23 protein-coding genes are annotated in these 25,987 nt (G+C 52.7%); 10 read left to right on the top strand and 13 right to left on the bottom strand.

Annotated elements, in window-relative coordinates; translation table 11 throughout:
• Positions 1 to 30 precede the first annotated feature (30 nt).
• Genes HMPREF2596_RS06560 through HMPREF2596_RS06550 form a run of 3 tightly spaced genes read left to right on the top strand, consistent with a single transcriptional unit; the run spans position 31 to position 3,152 of the window.
• Positions 31 to 537, top strand: a complete 507-nt coding sequence (locus tag HMPREF2596_RS06560; protein ID WP_114139664.1) for an adenylyltransferase/cytidyltransferase family protein — start codon at positions 31 to 33, stop codon at positions 535 to 537.
• A complete protein-coding gene (locus HMPREF2596_RS06555; protein ID WP_070850378.1) occupies positions 534 to 2,294 on the top strand; it encodes a bifunctional biotin--[acetyl-CoA-carboxylase] ligase/type III pantothenate kinase in 1,761 nt (586 codons plus the stop codon). The genes HMPREF2596_RS06560 and HMPREF2596_RS06555 overlap by 4 nt, the downstream gene beginning before the upstream one ends.
• Before the next feature lie 15 nt (positions 2,295 to 2,309).
• Positions 2,310 to 3,152 (top strand): cell division protein, encoded by an 843-nt coding sequence (locus HMPREF2596_RS06550; protein WP_070850376.1) that lies wholly within the window; start codon positions 2,310 to 2,312, stop codon positions 3,150 to 3,152.
• A gap of 396 nt (positions 3,153 to 3,548) precedes the next feature.
• Here HMPREF2596_RS06550 and HMPREF2596_RS06545 read toward each other — a convergent pair whose 3' ends face one another.
• A complete protein-coding gene (locus HMPREF2596_RS06545) occupies positions 3,549 to 4,058 on the bottom strand; it encodes a DUF4189 domain-containing protein (RefSeq protein WP_070850374.1) in 510 nt (169 codons plus the stop codon).
• A 265-nt stretch (positions 4,059 to 4,323) separates the two neighbouring features.
• Here HMPREF2596_RS06545 and tldD point away from each other — a divergent pair, with 265 nt between their 5' ends.
• The 3 genes from tldD to prmC are packed head-to-tail and all read left to right on the top strand — an operon-like array spanning position 4,324 to position 7,082.
• The gene (gene tldD, locus HMPREF2596_RS06540) at positions 4,324 to 5,766 is read left to right on the top strand and encodes a metalloprotease TldD (RefSeq protein ID WP_070850372.1); all 1,443 of its coding nucleotides are present in this window, start codon (positions 4,324 to 4,326) and stop codon (positions 5,764 to 5,766) included.
• Between the two features lie 52 nt (positions 5,767 to 5,818).
• A complete protein-coding gene (locus HMPREF2596_RS06535) occupies positions 5,819 to 6,280 on the top strand; it encodes a hypothetical protein (RefSeq protein ID WP_070850370.1) in 462 nt (153 codons plus the stop codon).
• Positions 6,270 to 7,082, top strand: coding sequence for a peptide chain release factor N(5)-glutamine methyltransferase (prmC, locus tag HMPREF2596_RS06530; protein ID WP_070850368.1), 813 nt, complete (start codon positions 6,270 to 6,272; stop codon positions 7,080 to 7,082). The genes HMPREF2596_RS06535 and prmC overlap by 11 nt, the downstream gene beginning before the upstream one ends.
• 82 nt (positions 7,083 to 7,164) lie before the next feature.
• On the opposite strand, the gene HMPREF2596_RS06525 is transcribed toward prmC, so the two are convergent.
• The 4 genes from HMPREF2596_RS06525 to HMPREF2596_RS06510 all read right to left on the bottom strand — a co-directional run bounded on the left by HMPREF2596_RS06525 (position 7,165) and on the right by HMPREF2596_RS06510 (position 11,078).
• Entirely contained in the window at positions 7,165 to 7,959 is a 795-nt protein-coding gene (locus tag HMPREF2596_RS06525) for a 3'-5' exonuclease (protein WP_003749126.1), read from the bottom strand.
• Positions 7,960 to 8,729: 770 nt separating this feature from the next.
• Positions 8,730 to 9,614 (bottom strand): lipid A biosynthesis lauroyl acyltransferase, encoded by an 885-nt coding sequence (locus tag HMPREF2596_RS06520; RefSeq protein WP_083324995.1) that lies wholly within the window; start codon positions 9,612 to 9,614, stop codon positions 8,730 to 8,732.
• A gap of 78 nt (positions 9,615 to 9,692) precedes the next feature.
• A complete protein-coding gene (gene ruvC / locus HMPREF2596_RS06515) occupies positions 9,693 to 10,238 on the bottom strand; it encodes a crossover junction endodeoxyribonuclease RuvC (protein WP_070850365.1) in 546 nt (181 codons plus the stop codon).
• 9 nt (positions 10,239 to 10,247) lie between these two features.
• Complete coding sequence (locus HMPREF2596_RS06510) at positions 10,248 to 11,078, bottom strand: carbon-nitrogen hydrolase family protein (RefSeq protein WP_070850363.1); 831 nt, start codon at positions 11,076 to 11,078, stop codon at positions 10,248 to 10,250.
• A gap of 95 nt (positions 11,079 to 11,173) precedes the next feature.
• On the opposite strand from HMPREF2596_RS06510, the gene HMPREF2596_RS06505 reads away from it, so the two are divergent.
• A complete protein-coding gene (locus HMPREF2596_RS06505) occupies positions 11,174 to 11,473 on the top strand; it encodes a porin (RefSeq protein WP_070850361.1) in 300 nt (99 codons plus the stop codon).
• Positions 11,474 to 11,587: 114 nt separating this feature from the next.
• Positions 11,588 to 12,880 carry a valine--pyruvate transaminase gene (locus HMPREF2596_RS06500; RefSeq protein WP_070850359.1) on the top strand — a complete coding sequence of 431 codons (1,293 nt, stop codon included), beginning with the start codon at positions 11,588 to 11,590 and terminating at the stop codon, positions 12,878 to 12,880.
• A 69-nt stretch (positions 12,881 to 12,949) separates the two neighbouring features.
• On the opposite strand, the gene HMPREF2596_RS06495 is transcribed toward HMPREF2596_RS06500, so the two are convergent.
• From HMPREF2596_RS06495 to HMPREF2596_RS06465, 7 genes are all read right to left on the bottom strand, one after another.
• Positions 12,950 to 13,708, bottom strand: coding sequence for an iron ABC transporter ATP-binding protein (locus HMPREF2596_RS06495; protein WP_003749115.1), 759 nt, complete (start codon positions 13,706 to 13,708; stop codon positions 12,950 to 12,952).
• Between the two features lie 84 nt (positions 13,709 to 13,792).
• Complete coding sequence (locus HMPREF2596_RS06490) at positions 13,793 to 14,419, bottom strand: FmdE family protein (protein WP_070850356.1); 627 nt, start codon at positions 14,417 to 14,419, stop codon at positions 13,793 to 13,795.
• A 65-nt stretch (positions 14,420 to 14,484) separates the two neighbouring features.
• Positions 14,485 to 16,350, bottom strand: coding sequence for an acyltransferase family protein (locus HMPREF2596_RS06485; RefSeq protein ID WP_070850354.1), 1,866 nt, complete (start codon positions 16,348 to 16,350; stop codon positions 14,485 to 14,487).
• 129 nt (positions 16,351 to 16,479) lie between these two features.
• Positions 16,480 to 17,451, bottom strand: a complete 972-nt coding sequence (locus HMPREF2596_RS06480; protein ID WP_070850352.1) for an iron chelate uptake ABC transporter family permease subunit — start codon at positions 17,449 to 17,451, stop codon at positions 16,480 to 16,482.
• Entirely contained in the window at positions 17,441 to 18,409 is a 969-nt protein-coding gene (locus tag HMPREF2596_RS06475) for an ABC transporter permease (protein WP_036492655.1), read from the bottom strand. Before HMPREF2596_RS06475 ends, HMPREF2596_RS06480 begins: the two co-directional genes overlap by 11 nt.
• Before the next feature lie 181 nt (positions 18,410 to 18,590).
• Positions 18,591 to 19,553 carry a siderophore ABC transporter substrate-binding protein gene (locus HMPREF2596_RS06470; RefSeq protein WP_070850350.1) on the bottom strand — a complete coding sequence of 321 codons (963 nt, stop codon included), beginning with the start codon at positions 19,551 to 19,553 and terminating at the stop codon, positions 18,591 to 18,593.
• 115 nt (positions 19,554 to 19,668) lie between these two features.
• A complete protein-coding gene (locus HMPREF2596_RS06465) occupies positions 19,669 to 21,714 on the bottom strand; it encodes a TonB-dependent receptor domain-containing protein (RefSeq protein WP_070850348.1) in 2,046 nt (681 codons plus the stop codon).
• A gap of 415 nt (positions 21,715 to 22,129) precedes the next feature.
• Between HMPREF2596_RS06465 and groES the strand changes: the two genes are divergently transcribed.
• Entirely contained in the window at positions 22,130 to 22,417 is a 288-nt protein-coding gene (gene groES / locus HMPREF2596_RS06460; protein ID WP_003744509.1) for a co-chaperone GroES, read from the top strand.
• Positions 22,418 to 22,515: 98 nt separating this feature from the next.
• On the top strand, positions 22,516 to 24,150 hold the full coding sequence (gene groL, locus HMPREF2596_RS06455) for a chaperonin GroEL (RefSeq protein WP_070850346.1): 1,635 nt from the start codon (positions 22,516 to 22,518) through the stop codon (positions 24,148 to 24,150).
• A gap of 305 nt (positions 24,151 to 24,455) precedes the next feature.
• Here the strand turns inward: groL and katA are convergent, their stop codons facing one another.
• On the bottom strand, positions 24,456 to 25,970 hold the full coding sequence (gene katA, locus HMPREF2596_RS06450; protein ID WP_070850344.1) for a catalase KatA: 1,515 nt from the start codon (positions 25,968 to 25,970) through the stop codon (positions 24,456 to 24,458).
• Between the last annotated feature and the right edge of the window lie 17 nt (positions 25,971 to 25,987).

The following is a 25,987-nucleotide window of genomic DNA, read 5'->3' as shown; positions in this document are numbered from 1 at the left end:
TATTTTCTGTTTTATTCCCAAAGGAACCGCATCATGTCCGAATGGTCAGCTCCAGAATTCGAATCCAAAATCTGTCCGCCCGAAAAGCTGGCGGAGCGTTTGGCGGCATTGCCCCGTCCGCTGGTGTTTACCAACGGCTGTTTCGATATTCTCCACCGAGGCCATGTAACGTATCTGGCGCAGGCGCGATCGGCCGGTGCGGCTTTGGTCTTGGCGTTGAATACCGATGCTTCGGTGCGCCGTCAGGGCAAAGGGGACGACCGACCGATTAATCCTTTGGAAAACCGTGCGGCAGTGGCAGCGGCATTGGCCAGCGTGGATTTGGTCACATGGTTTGATGACGATACGCCGGCCGCGCTGATTGAAATGGTCAAACCCGATGTGTTGATTAAAGGCGGCGATTGGCCTGTGGATAAGATTGTCGGTGCGGCCGAGACGTTTGCACGCGGTGGCAAAGTATTTTCGATTCCGTTTTTCCACCAGACTTCGACCACCAAAACGTTGGCGAAAATCCGTGAAGCCGGAGGAGGCGCATGACGGATTTGAACAGCCGCCATTGGGCCTTGCTCGCCGCGCTTTCAGACGGCCTGCCGCAACACGTTTCTCAGCTGGCGCGTGCGGCCGGAATGAAGCCGCAACAATTAAACGGATTTTGGCAGCAGATGCCGGGCCATATCCGCGGCTTGCTGCGCCAGCATGACGGGCAATGGCGCTTGGTGCGCCCATTGGCTGTGTTTGGCGAAGAATCTCTGCGACAAATGGCCGGGAAACATGGTTTTCGCGCGCAGTTGAAACACGAATGTTCGTCCAGCAACGATGAAATCATGGCGTTGGCGCGCCGGTCGGCAGGTTTGGCGCACAAGGCTTTGTGTGTGGCGCATTTTCAAACCAAAGGGCGTGGACGTCAGGGGCGAAGCTGGGTCAACCGACAGGGCGAATGCTTGATGTTCAGCTTGGGCTGGGCGTTTGATAAGCCGCAATATGAGCTGGGTTCGCTGGCGTTGGTGGTGGCATTGGCTTGCCGCCGTGCGCTTGCCGATATTGGTTTGGACGTGAACATCAAGTGGCCGAACGATTTGGTCGTGGCCAACGATAAATTGGCCGGCGTGTTGATTGAAACGACGCGGGTGGAAAATAAAACCGTCGCCGTCATCGGCATCGGCATTAATTTTGTATTGCCGAAAGAAGTGGAAAACGCTACTTCCGTGCAGGCTTTGTTTCAGACGGCCTCTAAGCAGGGCGTAAGCGTCGAAGCCTTATTGAATGCGGTGTTGGCGCAACTCGATGCGTTGTTGAACGAATACGCGCAAAACGGATTTGCGTCATGTGTCGGCGAATACGATGCCGCCAACCGCGACACGGACAGGCCGGTATTGCTGCTTCAGGAAGGGCGCATTGTCCACGAAGGCGTAGTCAAAGGCGTGGATGCGCAAGGCGCGTTGCGTTTGCTGACGGACAAGGGTGAAAAAACCATCGTCAGCGGCGAAATCAGCTTGCGCCCGGATAACCGTCCGGCACAACCTGCCGCCGCCAAGCCGGAACGCTTTTTGCTGCTGGACGGTGGCAACAGCCAGTTGAAATGGGCGTGGGTGGAGAACGGCACATTTACCGAAGTCAGCCGCGCGCCGTATCGTGATTTAACCCAGCTGGGCGAAGAATGGCTGCGATTTGCCGATGAAGATGTGAAGATTGTCGGTTGCGCCGTGTGCGGTTCGGTCAAAAAAGCGATGGTGGAAGAACAATTGACCCGTCCGGTCGAATGGTTGTCTTCCATGCCGCAGGCGTTGGGTATCCGCAACCATTACCGCCGCCCTGAAGAACATGGTTCCGACCGCTGGTTTAATGCGCTGGGCAGCCGCCGCTTCACGCAAAACGCCTGCGTCGTCGTCAGCTGCGGCACCGCCGTAACCACCGACGCGCTGACGGAAGACAATCATTATCTCGGCGGCACCATCATGCCCGGTTTCCACTTGATGAAAGAGGCGATGGCACTCAAAACAGCCAACCTCAACCGCCCCATCGGCAAAGTATATCCTTTCCCAACCACAACGCCGAACGCCATTGCCAGCGGCATGATGGATGCCGTTTGCGGCGCGCTGATGATGATGCACGGCCGTCTGAAAGACAAAACGGGCGGGGGCAAGCCGGTCGATATCATTATCACCGGCGGCGGCGCGGCCAGAGTCGTGCAGGCCTTGCCCGAGGCATTTGTTCATGACAATCAAGTGAAAATCGTCGATAATCTCGTGATTCACGGGCTCTTGCATTGGATTACCCATCGCAACGGACAATAAAAAGGAAAACGCATCATGAAATGGCTGTTTGCGGTCTTGGTCGCACTCAACATCATTGTTTTTGGCAGCATGGTTGCCTATCGGACACAGCATAAAACCGCCAAACCCGAATCGGCCTTGGAAGGCGGCACGCACGAATTATTGCGCCCGTCTTCTTTGGACGCGCCCAAAGCCGAGCCGCAGCAGGCATCGCAGCCCGATTGGGTGGCGGATGAATCAGACGGCCTGATGATGGCCGAACCCGAATCCGAAAAAGCAGAAGCCTTGCGTAAAAAACAAGAAGCGCAGCAGTTGAAAGAGAAAAAAGAAAAAATGCGCCGCGAGAAAGAAGCGCAAGAACGCCGCGCCGCCGAAGAAGAGATGGACGCGGCCGGCGTGGAACGCTTGTGTACCAGCAGCGCCACCGTGGTAATGGACGAAGACGATTACCACCGCATCAAAGGCCTGTTGGGCAAATGGCCCCATGCGGCCAGCCGCAGTATCGAAAAACGCAACGGCGCATCCGGTGGCGAAACTTCTTCCAAAACCTTCCGCGTGGTCTTGCCTGCCGACGGCGACACTTCCGCCCAGCTGGATGCCTTGGGCAGCCGCGGCTTTAGCGGCAGCATTCACAACGGCGAAATCAGCATTGACGTAACACGCAGCCGTTCTTCCGCCCAAGTTTTGATTTCACGCTTGTCCAGCGCAGGTTTCGGCGGCGCGCGCATTGTCGAACAGGAAGACAGAAGTGCACCCGATACCGGTTTGAGCGTAGCGCGCATGACCGTGGTCTTTATGGCAGTTGACGAGCGCGATGCCCAAGACATCAGAAACATTGTCGGCCGTTATGGCAAGTTGAACATGAAAACCTGCCGATAATCAGGCCTGTTCGGTTTCAGACGGCCTGATCAGCAGTCGGTGAAGTCTGATAAACCGAACGCCGTAAAACACGAAACCCACTGTATCGGCAGTGGGTTTCATGTTTTTCGGTTTTGAGTATCTGATATAAAGGGGAACAGGTATGTTTCGTATATGCGCACTCCGAGTATCAAGAGATAATGGGAAAGAGGGGGATAAAATCTGTCGTTTAATGGCTCGGATTAGGACGTCTTCCGAGTGGGTTTGATTATACGCTAATAATAACTATTATCAATAGCAAAATTGAAAAAATAAGGGATTTTTCTATAATAGATTGTTTTGTATGGAAATTAAATTTCGGTATTGGCTTTGCCGTGATTGAAAAGGCCGTCTGAACAACAGACGGCCTTTTGGCTATTAGAATTTAGGCAGAGAGCAGGTTTCAGGGATAAAAATCTCACATCCATGAACACCAGCATTCTGGCATTTTCTTAAAGCTTTTGTTTCGGTAAGCCCTGGTTCTGCTGTAGCTAAGAATTGTCTTGTTCTCTTGCCTTCAGTTCCTCTTGCACTGGCAACACAACCATTTCTTGCCCATGCAATTACTTTACATGGAGCATTGCTTCCTCCACGTTCACAAGTTTTGATGGCCTCTTTCTCTGCTGCAGCCCGAGAATCCATATCGAGAGCCCCCCCTGACAGACCAGTTTTTGGATTCACGGCTAGTGCCAAATATTTTGAAGGAACCTCGATATTAACAATTTCCGTAGGTTGATTTCGTTGATACTGACGAGACGACGTACAGTTGGGATTATAGCCATACTGACACAGCGCCGGATTGTTTTGCAATGCTCCTCTAGTTGCGGGGTCAGCAGCATAAACATTAAGACTTGCCAGTCCTAGCAATACAACAAGTAATTTTTTCATTTTAAGTCCAATTTATTTATGATTTAAATCTTTATCAGTCTGCCGTTGCATCAATCATACGATGATTTGTTATCTTCTTTACGCGGCTGACGTTGAAATAGGGCAAGGCAAACGTTTCAACCCTATATTCCTATGTTTCAGACGGCCTTTTGATTTGTTTCAATCACTCATAAACCCAAGCAATCAACATATCCAAAGCCATATAAAATACCGTATAATCAAGGCCAAATTAACTTTGCCTGCTTGTCGGGCCGTCTGAAAAATTATGCAACAAACCTATGCCGCTGTACAGCGAGATTTGCTCGAAGCCAACCACCTTTCCCCCGATTTGCTCGCCCAAAGCCTGAGCATTATCGGCGCCAACCATGTCGATTATGCCGACATCTATTGTCAGCGTACTGCCTATGAAAGCTGGCATTTGGAAGAAGGCATCGTCAAATCGGGCAGCTTCCAAATCGATCAGGGTGTGGGCGTGCGTGCCGTTTCGGGCGATAAGACTGCTTTTGCCTACGCCGACAGCCTGTGTATCGATTCGATCAACCGCTCTGCCAAAGCCGTTCGCGTGATTGGTGCGGCCGGCGGCGAGACCAGCGTCAAAGTACCGACACCTGCCTACGGTAAGCCTGTCCACATGGCGATTGACCCTATTGCCAGCCTCGATTCTGCCGCCAAAGTTGCGCTGTTGAACAAAGTCGAAACGCTGGCCAAAGCTGCCGATCCGCGTATCGTGCAAGTGATGGCCGGTTTGACCTGCGAATACGACATGGTGTACATCGCCCGTTTGGACGGTAAACACGCTGCCGACATCCGCCCGATGGTGCGCATGAACGTTACCGTCATTGCCAAGCAGGGCGAGCGTCGCGAGCAGGGCAGCGCGGGCGGCGGCGGGCGTTATGATTTGGCGTATTTCGATGAAAACTTGGTGCATCGGTTTGTCGATTCCGCCGTCAAACAAGCCCTGACCAATCTCGAATCCCGTCCTGCGCCTGCCGGCGAGATGACCGTCGTTTTGGGCAATGGCTGGCCGGGCGTGTTGCTGCACGAAGCGGTCGGACATGGTTTGGAGGGCGATTTCAACCGCAAAGAAACCAGCGTTTTCTCCGGCCGTATCGGTGAGCGCGTGGCCGCCAAAGGCGTGACCGTTGTGGATCAAGGCGATATTGCCGACAGACGCGGTTCGCTCAATATCGATGACGAAGGCAACGAAACCCGCCGCACGGTATTGATTGAAGACGGTATTTTGGTCGGCTATATGCAGGACGAAACCAACGCCCGCCTGATGGGTACGCAATCGACCGGCAACGGCCGCCGCGAAAGTTACGCTTCCGCGCCTATGCCGCGCATGACCAATACCTTTATGGAAAACGGCGGCTATGAGCCGGAAGAAATCATCGCGTCCATCGACAAGGGCATTTACGCGGTCAACTTCGGCGGCGGACAAGTGGACATTACCAGCGGCAAGTTTGTGTTCAGCGCATCCGAAGCGTGGTGGGTGGAAGGCGGCAAGCTGCAATATCCTGTCAAAGGTGCAACCATCATCGGCAACGGCCCCGAAGTGCTGAAACACGTTTCCATGATAGGCAACGACTCTGCGCTCGACAGCGGCATCGGCGTCTGCGGCAAAGAAGGGCAGAGCGTTCCTGTCGGCGTCGGACAACCGACCCTGAGGATTGATGCCGGACTGACCGTCGGTGGTAGCGAAATTTAAACGGCAGGCCGTCTGAAAGGTTTCAGACGGCCTTTTACATTAGGATAAAACCATGCAGGAAGAGAATCGGAAATCAAGTTTTCCCATAGTGATGTTGCTGGTGTCGGTTGCACTGTGGATAGCGTCTTTGTCTAATGTTGCATTTTATTTGGGCAATCATGAAAGCATGAAGGGTGTAACCGTTTTGATTTTGGGGTCGATATTTGCTTCTTTGGATATCAGGTATTGTGCGGCCTATGCGAATTATGTTTGGTTGGCTGCCATTGTGTTGCTGGCGTTGCGGAAGAAGGTCGTGCCTGTCCATGCGGCGCTTTGGGGCTTGGCGCTGGTGGCTTTCAGTGTGAAAGCCGTACACGTCGATGAAGCAGGAAATACGGCGGATATCGTGCGTTACGGTGCAGGATTTTATTTGTGGTATGCCGCATTTGCGGTTGCCACCATCGGCACGTTTGCCGGAAAGAATAAGGAAAGAAAAGCCGCAACGCTGGCAGATGGGACGAAAAATGACGCTTGATGAATGGTTGCGCCAATCGGCACTGCCCAAAAACGAAGCGCGGATGTTGTTGCAATATGCGCTGGGTTACACGCGCGCTCAGCTGGTAACGCGCGGTACGGACGATTTGGCAGACTCCGCCCTGCAAACCTTGGAGGCTTTGGCGCAACGCCGTCTGAAAGGCGAGCCGATGGCCTATCTGTTGGGCGAACGCGAGTTTTACGGACGATGCTTTGCCGTCAATCCCCATGTGTTGATTCCACGCCCTGAAACCGAGCATTTGGTGGAAGCCGTGCTCAAACGCTTGCCGCCGCAAGGCCGCGTGTGGGATTTGGGAACGGGCAGCGGCGCCATTGCCGTGACCGTCGCGCTTGAACGCGTTGATGCCGATGTTCGCGCATCCGACATCAGCACTGGTGCTTTGGATACTGCCCGTCAAAATGCAGCAGAATTGGGCGCAAAAGTCGAGTTTGCGCGGGGTTCGTGGTTTGATACCGACAGGCCGTCTGAAGGCCGATACGATGTGATTGTTTCCAATCCGCCGTATATCGAGGATGGCGATGAACATTTGTCGCAGGGCGATTTGAGGTTTGAACCGCAAAACGCGCTGACCGACTTTTCAGACGGCCTCAGCCATATCCGCCACATTACCCAAGAAGCCCCCAAATACCTGAAGTCTAACGGCTGGCTGCTGTTTGAACACGGCTATGACCAAGGCGAAGCGGTGCGGAACATTATGCTTGAGAACGGTTTTGCCGAAGTGGCAACCGAACAGGATTTGGCAGGATTGGACAGGGTTACGCTGGGATGTTTGCCTGCTTAGCGGGCATGGTTTGTCGGAATTAAAAAAGGGCGTGTCGATCACGCCCTTTTGGTTTTCTGTTTAGCTGTTCAGACGGCCTGGTTTAACGCCAAGCAGCGACGAACTCCGCCCAGTGTTGTTTTTCTTCGGCTTGTGCGGCCAGATAATGTTTGATGCGTTTGATTTCGACTTCGTATTCGTCGGCATCGAGCGCGCCGCTCATCATGCGAAAGCGCATGTACATCAGGTAGGTATTGGCGGCATCGGTTTCGCAATAGTCGCGGATGTCTTTCAGACGGCCTGCATGATAAGCGTCCCAAACCTTGCTGCCGTCCATGCCCAGTTTGCCGGGAAAGCCGCAGAGTTTGGCCATATCGTCCAAAGGCACGCTGGCGCGCGGTTGGTAGAGGGCGAGCAAATCCATCAGGTCGCAATGGCGGGTGTGGTAGCGGCTGATGTAGTTGTTCCACTTAAAGTCGCGGCTGTCGCCAAAGTCGCCGTCGCCCATGTCCCAGTAGCGAGCGGCGCTGATGCCGTGTATCAGGGCGCGGTAGTGGAGGACGGGCAGGTCGAAACCGCCGCCGTTCCAGCTGACGAGTTGCGGCGTATAGTTTTCGATGACCTCGAAAAACTTGGCAATCATGACTTCTTCGCTGTCTTCGGGATCGCCGATGGTGCTGACGCGGATTTTGTCCTGACCCCAGCGCATACAGCAGGAGATGGCAACGACTTGGTGCAGATGGTGTTGCATAAAGTCGCTGCCGGTCTTGGCGCGGCGTTGCTGTTGGGCAAACAGGACAACTTCGTTGTCGGGCAAATCGGCAGGCAAATCGTAAAGCAGGCGGATGCCGTTTACGTCGGGAATGGTTTCGATGTCGAAGGCGAGTATCGGAGTCATGGCGTGATCGGGTTGGATAAGGAATGATGCCATTGTGGCATGACGGCGCAGATAAAAAAAGAGGCAATCCCCCACAGGATTGCCCCAATACCTCAAATCAGAGATTTACGCTTCACAAACAATACAGGCTTTCACCTGCGGCTTTACAGATGCAGCTCAACTCTGCACCGGTAAACTTTCATTTCGGGCATTGCGCCGAAATCCTCTAAAAATACTGCAATTGCTTGCAATATCAGAAAACTGCTTACAAAAACATTTAAAACCGGCTGAGGCCGTCTGAATGTCTTGTAATTTGATGTAGTGAAATTTACGCGAATTTTTACAGTTTGCCAAGTATTTTTTTCTGAAGGTTTGGTTCGGGGTAAATTGCAGTTATTGTCATAATTTTGCAATTAAATTTCATAATTAATTTAAAATTAGATGTTTATTTTGTATTTATTGCCTTAAATTTAATTTAATTTCATATTTCGAATGATTAAAATTTGTTTTATTTTAAAGGTTATTTTATAACATTTTGTTTTTAAATGAAATTAAATTTAACATATAAATGAAAAGGGTATTGAATAGAGCATTTTTTATTTGAGAAAAAATATAAGGTTGTTTGAAAGTTTCAATTGCCTTGAAAAAAGTTGTTTTTAAAGCATTTAAAGTGGAATTTGATTTGATTGTTTGAAATTGAAGCCGAGATTGGGTTTGATACAATTAAAATGAAAAAGCGGCAAAAGAAAGGTTTTGCCGCTTTTTCATGCTTAAATTGTAATTTTATGTAGTCAGTAAAAGCTGCTTTCGCCTTCGGGACGGGTTTTGAAGCGTTTGTGCAGCCAGAAATATTGTTCGGGATGCTCGCGTACCCGCTCTTCGATGAAGTCGTTCATGCGCTGGGTGTCGGCTTCGACATTTTCGGTCGGGAAATTGTCCCAAGCCGGATAGAAGCGCAGGGTTACGGTATTGTCGGCTTCGCGCGTGGGAATGGCGGGAATGATTTTGGCTTTGGTCATGCCGGCGATACGGCTGAGGCCGGTAATCGTGGCCGTCTGAATGCCGAAGAAATTGACGAAAATGGAATCGTTGCGGCCGAAGTCTTGGTCGGGCAGATAAAGAAAGGGCGCATCGCTTTTGCGCAGGTGTTTGATGATGGCGCGCAGGCCTTCTGTGCGGCCGATCAGGAAAACATTGTTGTAGCGGTGGCGGCCTTTCAGGATTTGCTCGTCCAGGGCTTTGTTTTTTTGGTGCGAATACATACTCGTCAGCGGCACATCCTGATTGAGCGTGTAAACCGCCATTTCAAATGCGGTAAAGTGCGGATAGAGGATGATGACTTTTTCGCCGGCGGCGAGGGCTTCGTCAAGATGGTGTTTGTCTTGATAGCGCACCAACGAGCGCAGTTTGTCCGCAGGTGCGTACCAGTAGAGGCCGTATTCGAGCATCAGCTTGGCCATGTGTTGGAAATGGCGTTTGAGCAGGGCGGTGCGCTGGCTGTCATTTAGCTCGGGAAAGCATTTTTTGAGGTTGACCTCGCCGACTTTGCGGCGCGGTTTGACTGCGTAATAGGCGAGAATGCCGATCGTGTCGGCAATCTTGTGCAACACGCAAAAAGGCAGCAGGCGGATGAGGTAGAGAAAAAGGAAGGCGGCTTTCATGCAGGCTCGCTGTATGTGGGCAAAGGGGTATTATAACCGAAAGGCCGTCTGAAAACGGGCTGGAACACGATTTCAGACGGCCTGAATGTCGGCTTACCATTGGAAACGGCCGCGTTTGACCTGCAGGCCGTCTGGATTGAGTTGCGAAGCCAATCCGTGATTGCGCAGGGCGTGGGTGAGGGCGACGGCGAGTCCGTCGGCGGCATCGGCTTGCGGCGTGCCTGAAAGTGCAAGCATTTGGACCACCATATGCTGTACCTGTTCTTTGGCGGCCTTGCCCTTGCCGACCACAGCCTGCTTGACCTGAAGCGCGGTGTATTCAAATACGGGCAAGTCGTGCATGACCAAAGCGGCGATCGCGGCACCGCGCGCCTGACCGAGCATTAACGTCGCGGCCGGATTGACGTTGACGAAGACTTGCTCGATGGCCGCTTGATGCGGCTGATAGTAGCGGATGATTTCGTCGATATGGCGGACAATCACGGCGATGCGTTCGGAAAGCGACGCGCCGGTCGGCGTTTTGATACAGCCGGAAGCAACATAATGATGCTCGCGGCCGTGGACATCAATAATGCCGAATCCGGTCACGCGGCTGCCAGGGTCGATGCCGAGAATGCGTGTGGGTTGGGAGTGAGGCATAGTGTGTGTTTAAAGTAGTCGGTGTTTCAGGGCAGGCAGGCGCGTGCGTACGCTTTGCAGGCGCGCGGTATCCAAATCGGCACAAATCACGCCTTCGCCTTCGGGCAACGTCGCCAACACATCGCCCCAAGGGTCGATAATCATACTGTGGCCGAATGTGCGGCGGCCGCTTTCATGCAGTCCGCCTTGTGCCGACGCGATGACGTAGCATTGGTTTTCCACTGCACGGGCGCGCAGCAGCAATTCCCAATGCGCTTTGCCGGTCGTATAGGTAAACGCGGCCGGCAACAGCAAAACATCAAACGGCTGCTGGGCGCGGAAAAACTCAGGAAAGCGCAAATCGTAGCAGACCCCGGCCGCCAGCGGAACATCGTCCACGCTTAACTTCGGCACATCGCTGCCCGCCAGTATCGTATCGGCTTCGGCGTAGCGTTCGCCCAAACCGGAAAAGCCGAAAAGGTGCATTTTGTGGTAAAGACCGATTCGGTTGCCGTTGCGGTCATACACCAGCATCGTGTTCATCACTTTGCCCGCGTTTGGGCTTTGCAGCGGAACCGTACCGCCAAACAACACTACGCCGCATTCCCTTGCCGTTTCGCTTAAGGCCGTCTGAAAACGGGTGTCGCAGGTTTCGCCAACGCGTTCATCGTCCAAAGGCTCGGCAAATGCCAGCTTGTCCGTATCGTTTTTGCCCATCAGCGGCCAATATTCGGGCAGCAACACCCAATCCGCCCCTTGTTCGGCCGCATCGCGGACAAGGCGTTTCATCGTGGCAATATTGGTTTCGGGGTCGGTGGACGACACCATTTGCACCGCGGCGGCGCGTAAAGAGCGCATCATCAAAACTCCTGTCAGATTTTGCAAGAATTGTAACTTGTTTACGCACAAGGCCGATACAATCGCCTCACAATTCCTCTCCAAAAAAAGGATAAACCATGAACTTGAAACTTCTCCTCACTGCCGCACTTTCCACCGCCGCACTCGCCGCACATGCCGACGTACAGCTTTACGGCAGCATCAAAAGCGGCATCGAAACTTCGCAAACCCGTTTCAGCGGCCAAACACGCAGCAGCACCGCCGTTGCCGACCAAGGCAGCCACATCGGTTTGCGCGGCTCGCATCCGATAGGTGGAGGAACGAATTTTATTTGGGAAGTCGAACAAGACACGCCGGTCGGCAAAAGCGGCTCCATCCGCCAAGACTGGCGCGAACGCCGAGACAATTTTGGCCGTTAAAGGAAAGATTGAATACTAAAGGCCGTCTGAACAATCAGGATAACTGGTTTTCAGACGGCCTTTGTTCTTATAATAGCGGTTTATTGTTTTTACACACCCAGCAACGGAGTTTCCATGCAGTTTTCAGCATTCGGCGAAAAATTCACGCAACACAGCGGCATTTTGCAATTGATGGATGATTTGGGCGACGCGCTCAAAAGCGACAAGCCCGTCAATATGCTTGGCGGCGGCAATCCGGCGAAGATTGTGGAAGTCAATGCGGTGTTCGCCGATGTGTTTTCCAAACTGGCGGCGGAACATGCGGTTGAGAATATCGGCAATTATTCCAATCCGCAGGGCGATGCGGCGCTGATTGCGGCTTTGACGGAGTTTCTCAACCGTGAATACGGCTGGAATCTGACGGCGGACAATATCGCGCTGACCAATGGTTCGCAAAACGCGTTTTTCTATTTGTTCAACCTGTTCGGCGGCAAATTCAATCTTTCAGACGGCCAAACGGCTGAAAAAGCCATTTTGTTGCCGCTTGCGCCTGAATATATCGGTTATGCCGATGTGCATATCGAAGGGCAGCATTTTATTTCGGTGAAGCCGAAAATCGAAAATGTCGAACACGAAGGCGAAGCGGGCTTTTTCAAATACCGCGTGGACTTTGACGCGCTGGAGAGCCTGCCTGAATTGAAAGAGGGCAAAATCGGCGCGATTTGCTGTTCGCGCCCGACCAACCCGACCGGCAATGTGCTGACCGATGACGAAATGGCGCGTTTGGACGCTTTGGCGCAGGAACACGGGATTCCGCTGATTATCGACAACGCTTACGGAATGCCGTTCCCGAATATTATTTACAGCGATGTGACGCTCAACTGGCACGAAAACATCATCCTCTGCTTCAGCCTTTCTAAAATCGGCCTGCCCGGCGTGCGTACCGGCATTATTGTCGCCGCGCCGGAAGTGGTCAAAGCCGTCAGCAGTTTGAATGCGATTGTGAACCTGTCGCCCACCCGTTTCGGCGCGGCGATTGCGGCGCCGCTGTTAAACGACGGCCGTCTGAAACAGTTGGCCGACCAAGTGATTCAGCCGTTTTACCGTCGGCAGGCGCAAACGGCGGTTTCCCTGCTCAAGCGTGAATTGGGTGCGTATCCGTTGAAAATCCACAAGCCTGAAGGTGCGATTTTCTTGTGGCTTTGGTTTGAAAACCTGCCGGTTTCGTCGCAAACCTTGTACGAAATGCTCAAGGCTGAAGGCACGCTGATTATTCCGGGCGAGCATTTCTTTGTCGGCATCGATACGCAAGATTATCCGCACGCGAGCGAGTGCATTCGCATGAGCATTGCGCAGGATGCGGAAACGCTGGAAAAAGGCATTGCTGCGATTGGTCGCGTGGTGCGCGGTTTGTACGAAAAAAAATAAATTTTTTGAATAGGCAAAGGCCGTCTGAAACCTGAGTAATCGGGTTTCAGACGGCCTTTTTTATTGGATTTAAACGTGGTGGATAACCAGTTTTTTGCCTTCGTAATCGAGGACGTTGACGTCCATATCGAATAGGGATTTGATGTTTTCGGCGGTGAAAATGTCGTTGGGCGCACCCTGCATGGCGACTTGGCCGTTTTTCATGGCGACAACGTGGTCGGCGTAGGCGGCGGCCTGGTTGATGTCGTGCAGGACGACGACGGTGGTGCGCTTGTACTCGTCGGTCAGCCGGCGCAGGATTTGCATGAGGGAGCGGGCATGATACATGTCGAGATTGTTCAGCGGCTCGTCCAGCAAAACGTAGTCGGTACGCTGGCAGAACACCATGGCAATCATGGCGCGTTGGCGTTGTCCGCCGGAAAGCTCGGTCAGGTAGCGGTCGGCGAAGCCTTGCAGGTGGAACTCGGCGAGTGCTTCTTCGACGATGGTTTTATCCGTTTCAGACGGCCTGCCTTGGTGGTATGGATAGCGGCCGAACATGAGCAGGTCGCGCACGGTAATGCGGCTCATGATGCTGTTTTCTTGGGTGAGGATGGAGAGCGTGCGGGCGAGTTCGGCGGTGGGCGTGGTTTTGATGTCTTTGCCTGCGTAGCTGATGTCGCCGTGTACCAAGGGCTGTAGGCGCGCCATAAAGGAGAGGAGGGTGGACTTGCCTGCGCCGTTCGGGCCGATTAGTGCGGTAATGCCGCCTTCGGGGATGTCGAGGCTGACGTCGTTGAGGATGGGGTTGCTGCCGATGGTGTGGCTGACGTTGCGGATGGTAATCATAGGCGGATTCGAGTATGGAAAACTTGGGGTTTCAGACGGCCTTTCAGCGTGAGGCCGTCTGAATTTTATTTCTGTATGGAGTGGTTAGATTTCGCTGACGGTCACAAATTCGGGATTGTCGGCTTGATCGATCAGGAAGGCGCGGACACGTTCTTGCCAAAGCTCGCCGAATTGTTTGAGTTCGTCGGCACTTGCGCTGCCGCTGACGGCTTTGGGCATAATGTCGCGCATTTGCGGCGCGAAGGGTTGGAGCGCGGCGTTGAGGCTGACGGCAACGGTTTTGCCGGTATCGCGGCGGCGGAGCGCGAGTGTGCCGTTGATTTCGCCTGCACCAAAGGACAATAAATGGCGGCGGGCAAAGCGTCCGGCAGGGCCTACGCCGCCAAAGCCGGTTTCGGGTGCTGCGCCGGTAAGGAGTTGGACGACGGAAGCGGTAACACCGGTTGTGCCTTCGTCACGCTCGCCCTGCATGAAGGCTTCGATGTCGCCGCGTTGCGGCAGCTCTTCGCCGTAAAGGGCTTTCAGGCCTTTGATGACCATCAGGTAGGCACCGGCGACAGTCGGGCAGGAGTGGCCGCACAGGCGTACGGCATCGGCGTAGTGGTAAGTGAGGATGCCGTGTTCGGCTGCACCGAGGAAGTCGGCCAATGCGTCTTGGACGGTGATGGTCGGGGCTTGGTTGAAGAATGATGGGAAATGTTCTTGTGTCATGAGGGTTGTCCTTTGCGGGTTTGCCCGGGCCGTCTGAAATATTCAGACGGCCTTGGGCATGAATGTTATTTTAAGAGTATTTGTTTGTCCTGTATAAATTTTTCGGCCAGTTTTGTCGCGCCGTGGGTGTTGAGGTGGTTGGTGTCGAAATATATCGGCAGGCCGTCTATGGTTTTATCTGCCGGAATCGGCCCCATGATGTTGACCCAATGCACGGCAGGCCGCTGTTTGACAATGTTTTCTATGGTTTTGTCGGCTTCGGCGGAGCGGGCGATTTCGGCTTTTTTATGCTCGGAAACGTATTGCATGTCGAGGCCGAGGCGCTGTTTCAGGTAATAATGGCGCAGGGGCAGTTGCGCGTTCATCGGCGTGTCGGCAAAGACGTAAACCTGCTTGCCCTGTTGAATCAGGGTGTCGAGCATTTTGCTGAAATGCTCCGTAAAACCGGGCTTTTCGGTATGCAGGAACCAACGTTGCGAGATAAAGACCACCGGATAGTTTTCAACCTTTTGTGCGATAAAGCGGTTGTAAGGGTTGCAACGGTCGGCACGGCGGTCGCTTTGCGGCAACATAAAGCCGAAGGCAACGCCGCAGCTGTTGGACGAGATAACGTCGGCGGCAAAGCCTTCCCGTTTGCCCACCATATCGATAAAGGGCGTCAGGTGGGCGGCGTGGGAATCGCCCATCAGCAGGACTTTGCTGCTTTGGTTTTCCGCACCGACGGCGCAGTCGGTTTTGGTCAAGGTATCCGCGCAGATTTTACTTTCGTCAACCGTATATAGGTTTGCCTCGTATGCGGCCGGTTTGGCAGTCAGCAGGTAGCCGGCGGCAGGAATCAGCAGGGCGAAATAGGCGGCGATTACCCCGATGAATTTTGGGGTGGTGAAATTCTTTATCCGTCGCGCCGGTGTTTCGACGAAGTAATAGGACAAAACGGACAAGCCCGACATCAGCACCACGGCCAATACAATCGCGGACATCGGTAAAGCGTTGTCCATGTAAACATAACGCATGACGGCCAAGACCACCCAATGCCACAAATACAGCGAATAGGAAATCAAACCGATAAATACAACGGGCTTGAGGCTCAACAGTTTGGCGGTATTGAAGCCGTTTTGCGTCTGCAGGGTTTTGCCCGAGTAAATCAAGCCGCCAACCGCCGTACAGCACAGCAGCCGTTCGATATTGCCTTCGCCGGGCAACACGCCGTAAGGAAGCAGTAGCATGGCGGCAATAACCGCCATCATCGCCCAGCCGACCACAGGCGTGCTGAAACGGTCGTTGTTTTGCGAGGGCGGAATAAAGGCGAAAAGTGCGCCGATCAGCAGCTCGTATGCTCGCACATAAGGCAGGAAATAAGGGTCCATGCCGAAGGTGGGCAAAAAGACGGACAGCAGGCTCAATACAATCAGCAAAAGGATGAATTGGCGGATGCTGCGTCCTTTGCTGAATCGGAAAAAGGCAATCAGCAAAACCGGAAAAACAAAGTAAAACTGTTCTTCCAGAGATAAAGACCAAATGTGTTGCAAAGGTTTTTCCGCTGCGTCAGCATCAAAATAGCCGCCACGCCGTGCAAAAAACAGGTTGGCTGAAAACAGCAACGCAAACACTGCCGATTTGACGTATTGGCGCAGGTCGAATGCCAAAAAGAAAAGGGCGGCCGCCGCGGTTGTGCACACAAGCACAAAAGAGAAAACGGGCAAAATGCGTTTCGCGCGGCGTTTGTAAAACTCTAAAAACGAAAAACTGCCGTTCTGCATTTCGCGGCTGATAATGGTGGTAATCAGATAGCCGGACAAAACGAAAAACATATCCACGCCGAGAAAGCCGCCGGGCAGCCAAGCGGCGTCGATGTGGAAAATAATAACGGCCAAGACGGCCAAAGCCCGGATGCCGTCCAAGTCGGGACGGTATTTTAATGTCGTACTCATTTTTTGTAATTTTAGTAAATTTAGTGATGTTTACTATGAGTACATGTTAGAAATTTAGTTTCATTTCAATGGTTAAATATTTTTTAACACGGGTTTCAGACGGCCTGAAGCTGTTTGGGCACGTTTAATTTATTTCTTTTTCAACACCAAATATAAAAATACCAAGCCGCCTGCAAATTCGACGACCACGCTCAATACGGCCTGCATGCCGAGGAAGTGTTCGAAGATGGTTTGCCCACCGACCAGCAGGATGCCGCCGACACAAAAAGTCATGGGCAGGCGGACGGAATGTTTCACTGACGGGGAAAAATGGTTGGCCAGCGCGGCAACCAGCAGGCCGAAAAAGCTTACCGGGCCGACAACGGCGGTCGCGGTCGCAACCAGCGCGGCGATCCAGAGCAGCAACCATAAGGTATTGCGCGTGTAGTTGATGCCCAAATTAATGGCCTGATTGCGGCCGAGCAGGTAAACGTCGAGGCGGTGGCGTTCGCGCCAGATTACGGCGGCGCTGATGAGCAATACGATTGCGCCGATGCCCAACAATTCCGAGTGGACGGTATTGAAGGTGGCAAACATATTCGCCTGCGCGGCGGTAAATTCTTCGGGGTCAATCATGCGCGAAAGCAGCGACGACAGGCTACGGAACAAAATCCCGAAAATCACGCCGATTAAAATCATGCGCGACAAATCGCGTCCGCCTTGTTTGATGAGCGTGTAAAACAGCAGCAGCGAGCCGCCCATCATGATGGCCAGCTCAAAGCCGAATTTGCCCGTCAACGGCAGGGAAGAATAGCCCACGCCGCCGAGCGTAAACACCAGCAAGGTCTGCAAAAACACATACAGCGAATCGAAACCCAAAATCGAAGGGGTCAGAATCGGGTTGTTGGTCAGCGTTTGGAAAAGTTGCGTGGACACGCCGACCGCATAGGCGACCATCAGCAGCGCGGCAAGTTTGGTCAGGCGCAGGTTTAAAACAAAGTCCCAATCGCCTTTGACATTGAGCGTCATAAACAGGGCGCAGGAAACCAGCAACAGCGCAAAAGCCACCCACAACGGACGGCTGCTTCCTGCCATAAAATCGATATTTTTTTCAGACGGCATGAGCAGGTTTCCTTAATAAAAGCCACAAAAACAACACTGTACCCATGACTCCGAAAACAGTCGATACAGGGATTTCAAACGGAAACACAATCACGCGTCCGACAATGTCGCACAGCAACACCAAAGACGCGCCCAGCAAGGCCACCGCCGGCAGGCTTTGGCGCAGCTTGTCGCCCATCAGGCGGCTGATGATGTTCGGCACGACCAGGCCGATAAACGGAATATTGCCGACCGTTACGACCACCAAAGACGTAATCAGCGCCACAATAATCAGCCCCGACCACAGAATCGCCGTCCGGTTCAGCCCCAAGTTCACGCTCACCGTTTCGCCCAAACCCAAAATCGTCAGCTGGTCGGCAATCAAATAGGCAAACAAAGCCAAAACCCCCGTTGCCCACAACAGCTCATACCGCCCGAGCAACACGCCGGAAAAATCGCCCTGTTGCCACACGCCCAGCATTTGCAGCATTTCGTTTTGGTACGCGATAAAGGTGGCCACCGCCTCAATCACACCGCCGAAAATAATCCCGACCAAAGGCACCATCAGCTGCGCGGTCGGCGGCAGGCGGCGGATCAGCAGCATAAAGACCAACATCCCGATCAGCGCAGCAACGGCGGCAACCGACATTTTTGCCAGCAGCGGCGCGGCCGGTAACAGCAAGGACATCAACAGCAAACCCAAAGCCGCACTTTGGCTTGCGCCCACCATCGACGGTTCGACAAAACGGTTGCGCATCAAAATCTGCATAATCATGCCGGCCACGGCCATCGACGCACCCGTCAGCACAATGGCAAACGTGCGCGGCAGGCGGCTGATGAACATAACCTGTTGGCTGTCGGAGAGCGAAAACAGGGCGGACCAGTCGAATTGGGCCACGCCGACCGACAGGCTGACGGCAAACAATATCAGAAGCGCGATGCCGTTGATAAGGTTCAAATAAAAGGGCTTGTGAAACATAAACGATAAGGTCGTAAAAGAAACAAAGGCATTATTTTATAGTTGTATCGTTTTCAAAGATAACGAAGCAAACGGGCAAGAATGCCCGTTTCAGACGGCCTGATGACCAAAATACAGCTCGGGCAAAGGCCGTCCGGATGCCGTGAAACGGAAGGGTGGGCATTGCCGCCCCCCGAAATAACTATTTCGCCGCGTTGAATGCGTCGGCAACCTGTTTGGAAGCGTTCAGCAATTCTTGCGCGCCGCCGGCCGCCAAATAAGTTTCAGGAACAAGGTAAACCACCTGTCCTTTTTTCCAGGCGTTCGTTTCAGCGACCAGCGGATTGTTCAACACATCTTTTGCCGCCTGGCCTTCTTCGCCGATGGCCGCACCGCGGTCAAGGACGAACAACCAATCAGGATTTTTCTCTTTCAAGTATTCAAAGCTGATGGGCTGGCCGTGGCTGCCTTCTTTAATCGATTCATCGACAGCGGGAACGCCGATGTCTTTGTGCAGCCAACCGCCCAAACGGGAAGAAGGGCCGAAAGCCGACATTTTGCCGCCGTTGACCAATACCACCAAACCCTTGCCTTTGCCTTGTGCCGCAGTTTTCGCCGCGTCAAACGAAGCGTCGATTTCCGCTTTCAGCTTGTCCGCTTCGGCCTGTTTGCCGAAGATTTGCGCCAACGCGTCGATGCGCTCTTTGGAACTTTCTTTCAGATTGGCGGTTTCGGCGGTCATTTCGATGGTCGGCGCAATCTCGTTCAACTTGTCAAATGCTTTGGCTGCACGGCTGCCGATGATGATGAGCTGCGGTTTGTAAGCGTTTAAGGCTTCGTAGTCAGGCTCAAACAGCGTGCCGGCAGGTTTGGTCGTTTTGAAATATTCGTCCAAGTAGGGCAGGCGGTTTTTGTCGACGGACAAACCGGTTTTTACGCCCAGTTTGTTTAAAGTATCGAGCATGCCCAAATCGTAAACGGCAATACGCTCTGGATTTTGCGGCACTTTCGCATCGCCGCGCGCAGTTTTCACCGTCAGGCTTGCACCTTCGGTTTGGGCGGCAGAAGCGGAAGCAGTTTGGGCTTGGTTGGACGCAGAATCTTTCGGTGAACACGCACCCAAAGCGAGGGTGCAGCATACGGCTAAAGCGGTCAAACGTAACATAGGGTTTCTCCGTGGTCGGAAATAAAGTAAATAGAAATGATAACTTGTATCGGATTATAAAGCTAGATGCCGTCTGAAAACTTTTGTTTTCAGACGGCTTTTTCAAGCTGATTGCTTAGAAGCGGTAGTTCACACCCAAGCGGACATCGCGGCCGATACCGGGTAAGGTTTCACCGCGTTGGCTGTGCGGATAGTAGAACTTGTTAAACACGTTGTTGACGGCAAAGTTGACATTGAGCGTGTCTTTGCCCAGGGGCTTCCAGTTGGCGAACACATCGTTCACGCCATAGCCTTTACGTTTGACTTCGCCCTTGTCGCGTACCAACACAGAGCCGGAGGCTTTTTGCAGGTAGCGTCCGCGCCATCCGATTTCCAAATCCGGATTTTGGAAGCGGTAGGAGAGGGATGTTGTCCAAGTACGGCCGGTTTGTACGGCAAATTCAGGGTTGGCACTTAACAAGTTTTCAGGGTGAGTGTCGTAGATGCGCGGTTTGCTGTGGCTGACGCCGACTTTCGCCATCAGGCCGCCTGTACGGTAGGATGCACCCAGTTCGTAGCCTTGGTTTTTGATGTAGCCTGCATTGACGATTTCGCGTACGCCTGCAATCGGGTTGCCAGCAGCATCATGGCGTTGCTGCGGACCTGCGACGGCATCTTTAATTTTTTGCCAGAAGTAGCTACCGTTGGCGGCAAAGCTGCCGTTGTTATAGTTGAAGCCGATTTCGGTATTGCGGGCGCGTTCGGCTTTGGTACCGTCAGCAATCGACGTGATGGAGTTTCCGCGTCCATGTTGGCGCATCGCATCGTAAAGACGCGGGCTGCGGGATGCGTAGTTGTGGCTGGCACTGAAACTCCAGTATTCATGCGGTTGCCAAATCACGCCGAAGCTCGGGTTGACGGTGCCATCGGAAACGGATTTTCCGTCATGGGTTTTGATATCGAAATGGTCGTAGCGCAAGCCGCCTGTAAGGGTAAAGTCGCCGATGTCGTGGATGGCTTCAGCGTAAATACCGGCATCGCTTTTCTTCGGATTGCTCAAGGCTGCGCTGAAGAATACCGGCGGTTTGATTTCTTGATGACGGTAGTTGACGCCGTATTTGATCAATGTTTTTTCGCCAATGCGGCTGTCTAGATTGAAATTCGCGCCTTTGGTTTCGATAACGGTCGTATTCGGGCCGGGCAGGTTGCCTGCATAACCGTTTTTACTGTCATCAGCCGAATAGCGTTCATTTTTCATGAGGTAGGCGTTGGCATCCAGTTTTTCAACAAAGCCCAAATTGTTCGCCGTCCATGCCAAATTGGTGTTGGAGAGGCTGGTTTCGCGGTAGGTCGGGGCTTGACGTGCCAAAGTCAGACGCGGGTTGTCAGTGGCGGTAAACTCTTCACGGACGGTGCGGATGCCTCGGTGTTGATCATTCATGTGGCTTAACACTAAGCGGTGGTCGCCGAAGTTTGCGCCGATTTTGGCAAGATAGCTGCGTTTGTCCAGCGCGCTGAATGGTACGGTTTTGCCGCCGTTGCTGTGTGTATAGCCTTTGCCGGGTTCGTAATCTTTTTCATCGTTGCGGCTGTAAGAGAACAAGCCATCAAAGTTGCCCGCTTTGCCGAATACGCTTGCACCGTAGCTTACGCCGTCATTGCTGGCATAGCCGCTGTTGAGGCGCACACCCCAGTTTTTGTCCAAACCTTTGAGCAAGTCTTGGGCATCGACTGTTTTGGTAATAATCGCACCGTTGGTTGCGCCGATACCGGCAGATGCCGAACCTGCGCCTTTTTGTACAGAGACGATTTTAACCAGTGCAGGGTCGATGATGAAACGGCCTTGGTGATACAGCATTTGGCTGTCGGAAGAGGCGTTGTCCACCTTAATATCCACCGAGTTTTGACCCATGCCGCGCAGCGTCAGGAATTGAGATGAACCGTTGCCGCCGCCGAAGTCGATGGCTGGTTCTTCTTTTAATAATTCGCGCAAATCGGTTGCCGTGCTTTCGTCTTTTTGACGAAGAGTGACGATATTGGTTTTGATTTTGCTACCTTGGCGGTCGCCTTTAACGGTAACGGTATCAAGCACAACATTGTCTTTGGCTTCATTTTCTGCGTGTGCAAAACCGGCTGCCAGTGTCAGTGACAGCAGGCTCAGTCGAAACAGGGGCGTATTCATTGAGAAATGTCCTTAATAAAATGACAGTAATAAAAAATAAAAGCAAATAAAGAGAAATTATCTTTAAAATATGCAATTAAGAATAATCATCATTTATAATAATGCATATAAAAGAAACAGTTGTAAAGAGTTGTATTGAATTTGTAAAGGAAGTGGGTTGTTTTTAAACGAACTTTGCAGTTGGTATATCAGACCGTCTGAAAAATATGTACTCGAACATTTTTGCGTATGAAAATATTTGGAAAGACTGCATAGAAATTTTTACTTTTTCCCTTGAATTTGTCGCAGACAACCCAAATCTACCCGCCATTACGGCAGGCTTTCCATAAGCGTGCCGCTATTTCCAAGCAAACCGTGTCTGTCATGTCCGACAGACAATTGTTTTCAATCTATTTATTTATCGGAGCATTAAGACATGACCATCCGCCCTTTACACGACCGCGTAGTCGTCAAACGCTTAGAAGCTGAAGAAAAAACCGCCTCCGGCATCGTTTTGCCGGGTGCGGCCGCTGAAAAACCCGACATGGGCGAAGTGATCGCCGTGGGTGCGGGTAAAATCGGTAAAGACGGCGCGCGCCGTCCGCTGGATGTCAAAGTCGGCGACAAAGTGATCTTCGGCAAATACAGCGGCCAAACTGTAAAAGCCGACGGCGAAGAGCTGTTGGTAATGCGTGAAGAAGACATCTTCGGTATCGTTGAATAATTGTTGAATTAAGTTTCAGAACCAAAGGCCGTCTGAATCAAACATGAAGTTTTCAGACGGCCTCGAACAGATTTTTAATATTGATTTGGAGAATTTAAATGGCAGCAAAAGACGTACAATTCGGCAATGAAGTTCGCCAAAAAATGGTAAACGGCGTCAATGTATTGGCAAACGCCGTACGCGTAACTTTGGGCCCTAAAGGCCGTAACGTGGTACTTGACCGCGCTTTCGGCGGCCCGCACATCACTAAAGACGGTGTGTCTGTTGCAAAAGAAATCGAATTGAAAGACAAATTCGAAAACATGGGCGCGCAAATGGTGAAAGAAGTTGCGTCCAAAACCAACGACGTAGCCGGCGACGGTACCACTACTGCAACCGTATTGGCGCAATCCATCGTTGCCGAAGGCATGAAATACGTGACCGCCGGCATGAACCCGACCGACCTGAAACGCGGTATCGACAAAGCCGTTGCCGCTTTGGTTGACGAGCTGAAAAACATCGCCAAACCTTGCGATACTTCTAAAGAAATCGCCCAAGTCGGCTCTATTTCCGCCAACTCTGACGAACAAGTCGGCGCGATTATCGCCGAAGCGATGGAAAAAGTCGGTAAAGAAGGCGTGATTACCGTTGAAGACGGCAAATCTTTGGAAAACGAGCTGGATGTGGTTGAAGGTATGCAATTCGACCGCGGCTACCTGTCTCCTTACTTCATCAACGACGCTGAAAAACAAATCGCCGCGCTGGACAATCCGTTTGTATTGTTGTTCGACAAAAAAATCAGCAACATCCGCGACCTGTTGCCTGTTTTGGAACAAGTAGCCAAAGCCAGCCGTCCGCTCTTGATTATCGCTGAAGACGTAGAAGGCGAAGCCTTGGCGACTTTGGTGGTGAACAACATCCGCGGTATTCTGAAAACCGTTGCCGTTAAAGCCCCTGGCTTCGGCGACCGTCGCAAAGCCATGTTGCAAGACATTGCTATCCTGACCAGCGGCGTGGTGATTTCTGAAGAAGTCGGCCTGTCTCTGGAAAAAGCGACTTTGGACGATTTGGGTCAAGCCAAACGCATCGAAATCGGTAAAGAAAACACCACCATCATCGACGGCTTCGGCAATGCAGCCCAAATCGAAGCGCGTGTTGCAGAAATCCGCCAACAAATCGAAACCTCAACCAGCGAATACGACAAAGAAAAACTGCAAGAGCGTGTGGCTAAACTGGCCAGCGGCGTGGCAGTGATCAAAGTCGGTGCCGCTACCGAAGTCGAAATGAAAGAGAAAAAAGACCGCGTGGAAGACGCGCTGCACGCTACCCGCGCAGCCGTTGAAGAAGGCGTGGTTGCAGGCGGCGGCGTAGCCCTGTTGCGTGCCCGTGCTGCTTTGGAAAACCTGCACACCGGCAATGCCGACCAAGACGCAGGCGTACAAATCGTCTTGCGCGCCGTCGAGTCTCCGCTGCGCCAAATCGTTGCCAACGCAGGCGGCGAACCTAGTGTGGTGGTGAACAAAGTGTTGGAAGGCAAAGGCAACTACGGTTACAACGCAGGCTCCGGCGAATACGGCGACATGATCGAAATGGGCGTACTCGATCCTGCCAAAGTAACCCGTTCTGCGCTGCAACACGCCGCATCCATCGCCGGCCTGATGCTGACCACAGACTGCATGATTGCTGAAATCCCTGAAGAAAAACCTGCTACGCCTGATATGGGCGGCATGGGTGGTATGGGCGGCATGCTGTAAGGCCGTCTGAAACCTTCAGACAAAAAGCAAAACCGCACGGTAATCAGCCGTGCGGTTTTTTTATTTGCCAGTGGAAAGCGTGAGATGGTGAGGCGAATGCCATGATTTACGGAGAAATAAGGGTAGCTATTTCCATTGAAACAGAAGCAATCAAATAAACTTCATCATCAAAGAAGGCCGTCTGAAACTTTATTTTGCGTTTCAGACGGCCTGATTAATGATCTAAACCGTTACTTTTTGCTCGAACGGCTGTATCGGACAGCTTGAGACAAGATTTCTTCAATTTCTATCCACATAATGCCTCCTTACAGCAAACCAGGTTGACCTAAAGCCGGGTCGTTAGCTCGTGCCGCTTGGGCATCTTCGACAGTCAGTCCAAGGGCTTTGGCTACGCCTTCACCGTATGCCGGATCGCAACGGTAGCAGTTGCGGATGTGGCGGTATTTGATGAAGTCTGGGGCATCGCCCATGGCTGCGGCGGTGTTGCCGAACAAAGCCTGTTTCTGCGCGTCGTTCATCAGGTTGAACAAGGCACGCGGTTGGCTGAAGTAGTCGTCATCGTCTTGGCGGTAGTCCCAGTGCGCCGCGTCGCCATTAATTTTCAAAGGCGGTTCGGCGAAGTCGGGCTGTTGTTGCCATTGGCCGAAGCTGTTGGGTTCGTAGTGCGGCAGGCTGCCGTAGTTGCCATCGGCTCGGCCTTGTCCGTCGCGCTGGTTGCTGTGGACGGGGCAACGCGGGCGGTTGACGGGGATTTGGCGGAAGTTCACACCCAAGCGGTAACGTTGAGCGTCGGCGTAATTGAACAAACGGGCTTGCAGCATTTTGTCGGGGCTGGCGCCGATGCCGGGCACAAGGTTGCTCGGTGCAAAGGCGGATTGTTCCACATCGGCGAAGAAGTTTTCGGGATTGCGGTTTAACTCAAATTCGCCCACTTCAATCAGCGGATAGTCTTTTTTCGGCCAAACTTTGGTCAAGTCAAACGGATGATACGGCACTTTTTCCGCATCGGCTTCAGGCATGACTTGGATGTACATCGTCCATTTCGGAAACTCGCCGCGCTCGATGGCTTCGTACAGGTCGCGCTGGTGGCTTTCGCGGTCGTCGGCAATGATTTTTGCGGCTTCTTCGTTGGTCAGGTTTTTAATGCCTTGCTGGCTGCGGAAATGGAATTTCACCCAAAAACGTTCGCCCGCTTCATTCCAAAAGCTGTAAGTATGCGAACCGAAGCCGTGCATATGGCGGTAGCTGGCGGGGATGCCGCGGTCGCTCATGACGATGGTGACTTGGTGCAGGGCTTCGGGCAGCAGCGTCCAGAAGTCCCAGTTGTTCGTAGCGGAGCGCATATTGGTGCGCGGGTCGCGTTTGACCGCCTTGTTCAGGTCGGGGAATTTGCGCGGGTCACGCAGGAAGAACACAGGCGTGTTGTTGCCGACCATATCCCAGTTGCCTTCTTCGGTATAGAACTTCAATGCAAAGCCACGGATGTCGCGTTCTGCATCGGCTGCGCCGCGCTCGCCGGCCACAGTGGTGAAACGGGCGAACATCTCGGTTTGCTTGCCGACTTCGCTGAAGATTTTGGCGCGGGTATATTTTGTGATGTCGTGTGTCACGGTAAACGTACCGAACGCGCCTGAACCTTTGGCGTGCATACGGCGTTCGGGGATGACTTCGCGCACGAAGTCGGCGAGTTTTTCATTCAGCCACAAATCCTGCGCCAGCAGAGGGCCGCGTGGACCGGCGGTCAGGCTGTTTTGATTGTCGGCAACAGGCGCGCCGTTGTTCATGGTCAGGTGGGTAACAGGGCATTTGGAGATGGACATAGTTATTTCCTTTGTGA

This window comes from Neisseria sp. HMSC078C12, assembly GCF_001838065.1.
Taxonomy (GTDB): Bacteria; Pseudomonadota; Gammaproteobacteria; order Burkholderiales; family Neisseriaceae; genus Neisseria.
Note: the sequence above shows the minus strand (reverse complement) of the source record. Positions and strands in the feature narration are given on the sequence as shown.

What these genes read in the sequence shown, in the direction of transcription:
- HMPREF2596_RS06555 (WP_070850378.1), top strand. Translation starts at nt 534, where the DNA reads ATGACGGATTTGAACAGCCGCCATTGGGCCTTGCTCGCCGCGCTTTCA.
- HMPREF2596_RS06550 (WP_070850376.1), top strand. Translation starts at nt 2,310, where the DNA reads ATGAAATGGCTGTTTGCGGTCTTGGTCGCACTCAACATCATTGTTTTT.
- HMPREF2596_RS06545 (WP_070850374.1), bottom strand. Translation starts at nt 4,058, where the DNA reads ATGAAAAAATTACTTGTTGTATTGCTAGGACTGGCAAGTCTTAATGTT.
- tldD (WP_070850372.1), top strand. Translation starts at nt 4,324, where the DNA reads ATGCAACAAACCTATGCCGCTGTACAGCGAGATTTGCTCGAAGCCAAC.
- HMPREF2596_RS06535 (WP_070850370.1), top strand. Translation starts at nt 5,819, where the DNA reads ATGCAGGAAGAGAATCGGAAATCAAGTTTTCCCATAGTGATGTTGCTG.
- prmC (WP_070850368.1), top strand. Translation starts at nt 6,270, where the DNA reads ATGACGCTTGATGAATGGTTGCGCCAATCGGCACTGCCCAAAAACGAA.
- HMPREF2596_RS06525 (WP_003749126.1), bottom strand. Translation starts at nt 7,959, where the DNA reads ATGACTCCGATACTCGCCTTCGACATCGAAACCATTCCCGACGTAAAC.
- ruvC (WP_070850365.1), bottom strand. Translation starts at nt 10,238, where the DNA reads ATGCCTCACTCCCAACCCACACGCATTCTCGGCATCGACCCTGGCAGC.
- HMPREF2596_RS06510 (WP_070850363.1), bottom strand. Translation starts at nt 11,078, where the DNA reads ATGATGCGCTCTTTACGCGCCGCCGCGGTGCAAATGGTGTCGTCCACC.
- HMPREF2596_RS06505 (WP_070850361.1), top strand. Translation starts at nt 11,174, where the DNA reads ATGAACTTGAAACTTCTCCTCACTGCCGCACTTTCCACCGCCGCACTC.
- HMPREF2596_RS06500 (WP_070850359.1), top strand. Translation starts at nt 11,588, where the DNA reads ATGCAGTTTTCAGCATTCGGCGAAAAATTCACGCAACACAGCGGCATT.
- HMPREF2596_RS06495 (WP_003749115.1), bottom strand. Translation starts at nt 13,708, where the DNA reads ATGATTACCATCCGCAACGTCAGCCACACCATCGGCAGCAACCCCATC.
- HMPREF2596_RS06490 (WP_070850356.1), bottom strand. Translation starts at nt 14,419, where the DNA reads ATGACACAAGAACATTTCCCATCATTCTTCAACCAAGCCCCGACCATC.
- HMPREF2596_RS06485 (WP_070850354.1), bottom strand. Translation starts at nt 16,350, where the DNA reads ATGAGTACGACATTAAAATACCGTCCCGACTTGGACGGCATCCGGGCT.
- HMPREF2596_RS06480 (WP_070850352.1), bottom strand. Translation starts at nt 17,451, where the DNA reads ATGCCGTCTGAAAAAAATATCGATTTTATGGCAGGAAGCAGCCGTCCG.
- HMPREF2596_RS06475 (WP_036492655.1), bottom strand. Translation starts at nt 18,409, where the DNA reads ATGTTTCACAAGCCCTTTTATTTGAACCTTATCAACGGCATCGCGCTT.
- HMPREF2596_RS06470 (WP_070850350.1), bottom strand. Translation starts at nt 19,553, where the DNA reads ATGTTACGTTTGACCGCTTTAGCCGTATGCTGCACCCTCGCTTTGGGT.
- HMPREF2596_RS06465 (WP_070850348.1), bottom strand. Translation starts at nt 21,714, where the DNA reads ATGAATACGCCCCTGTTTCGACTGAGCCTGCTGTCACTGACACTGGCA.
- groES (WP_003744509.1), top strand. Translation starts at nt 22,130, where the DNA reads ATGACCATCCGCCCTTTACACGACCGCGTAGTCGTCAAACGCTTAGAA.
- groL (WP_070850346.1), top strand. Translation starts at nt 22,516, where the DNA reads ATGGCAGCAAAAGACGTACAATTCGGCAATGAAGTTCGCCAAAAAATG.
- katA (WP_070850344.1), bottom strand. Translation starts at nt 25,970, where the DNA reads ATGTCCATCTCCAAATGCCCTGTTACCCACCTGACCATGAACAACGGC.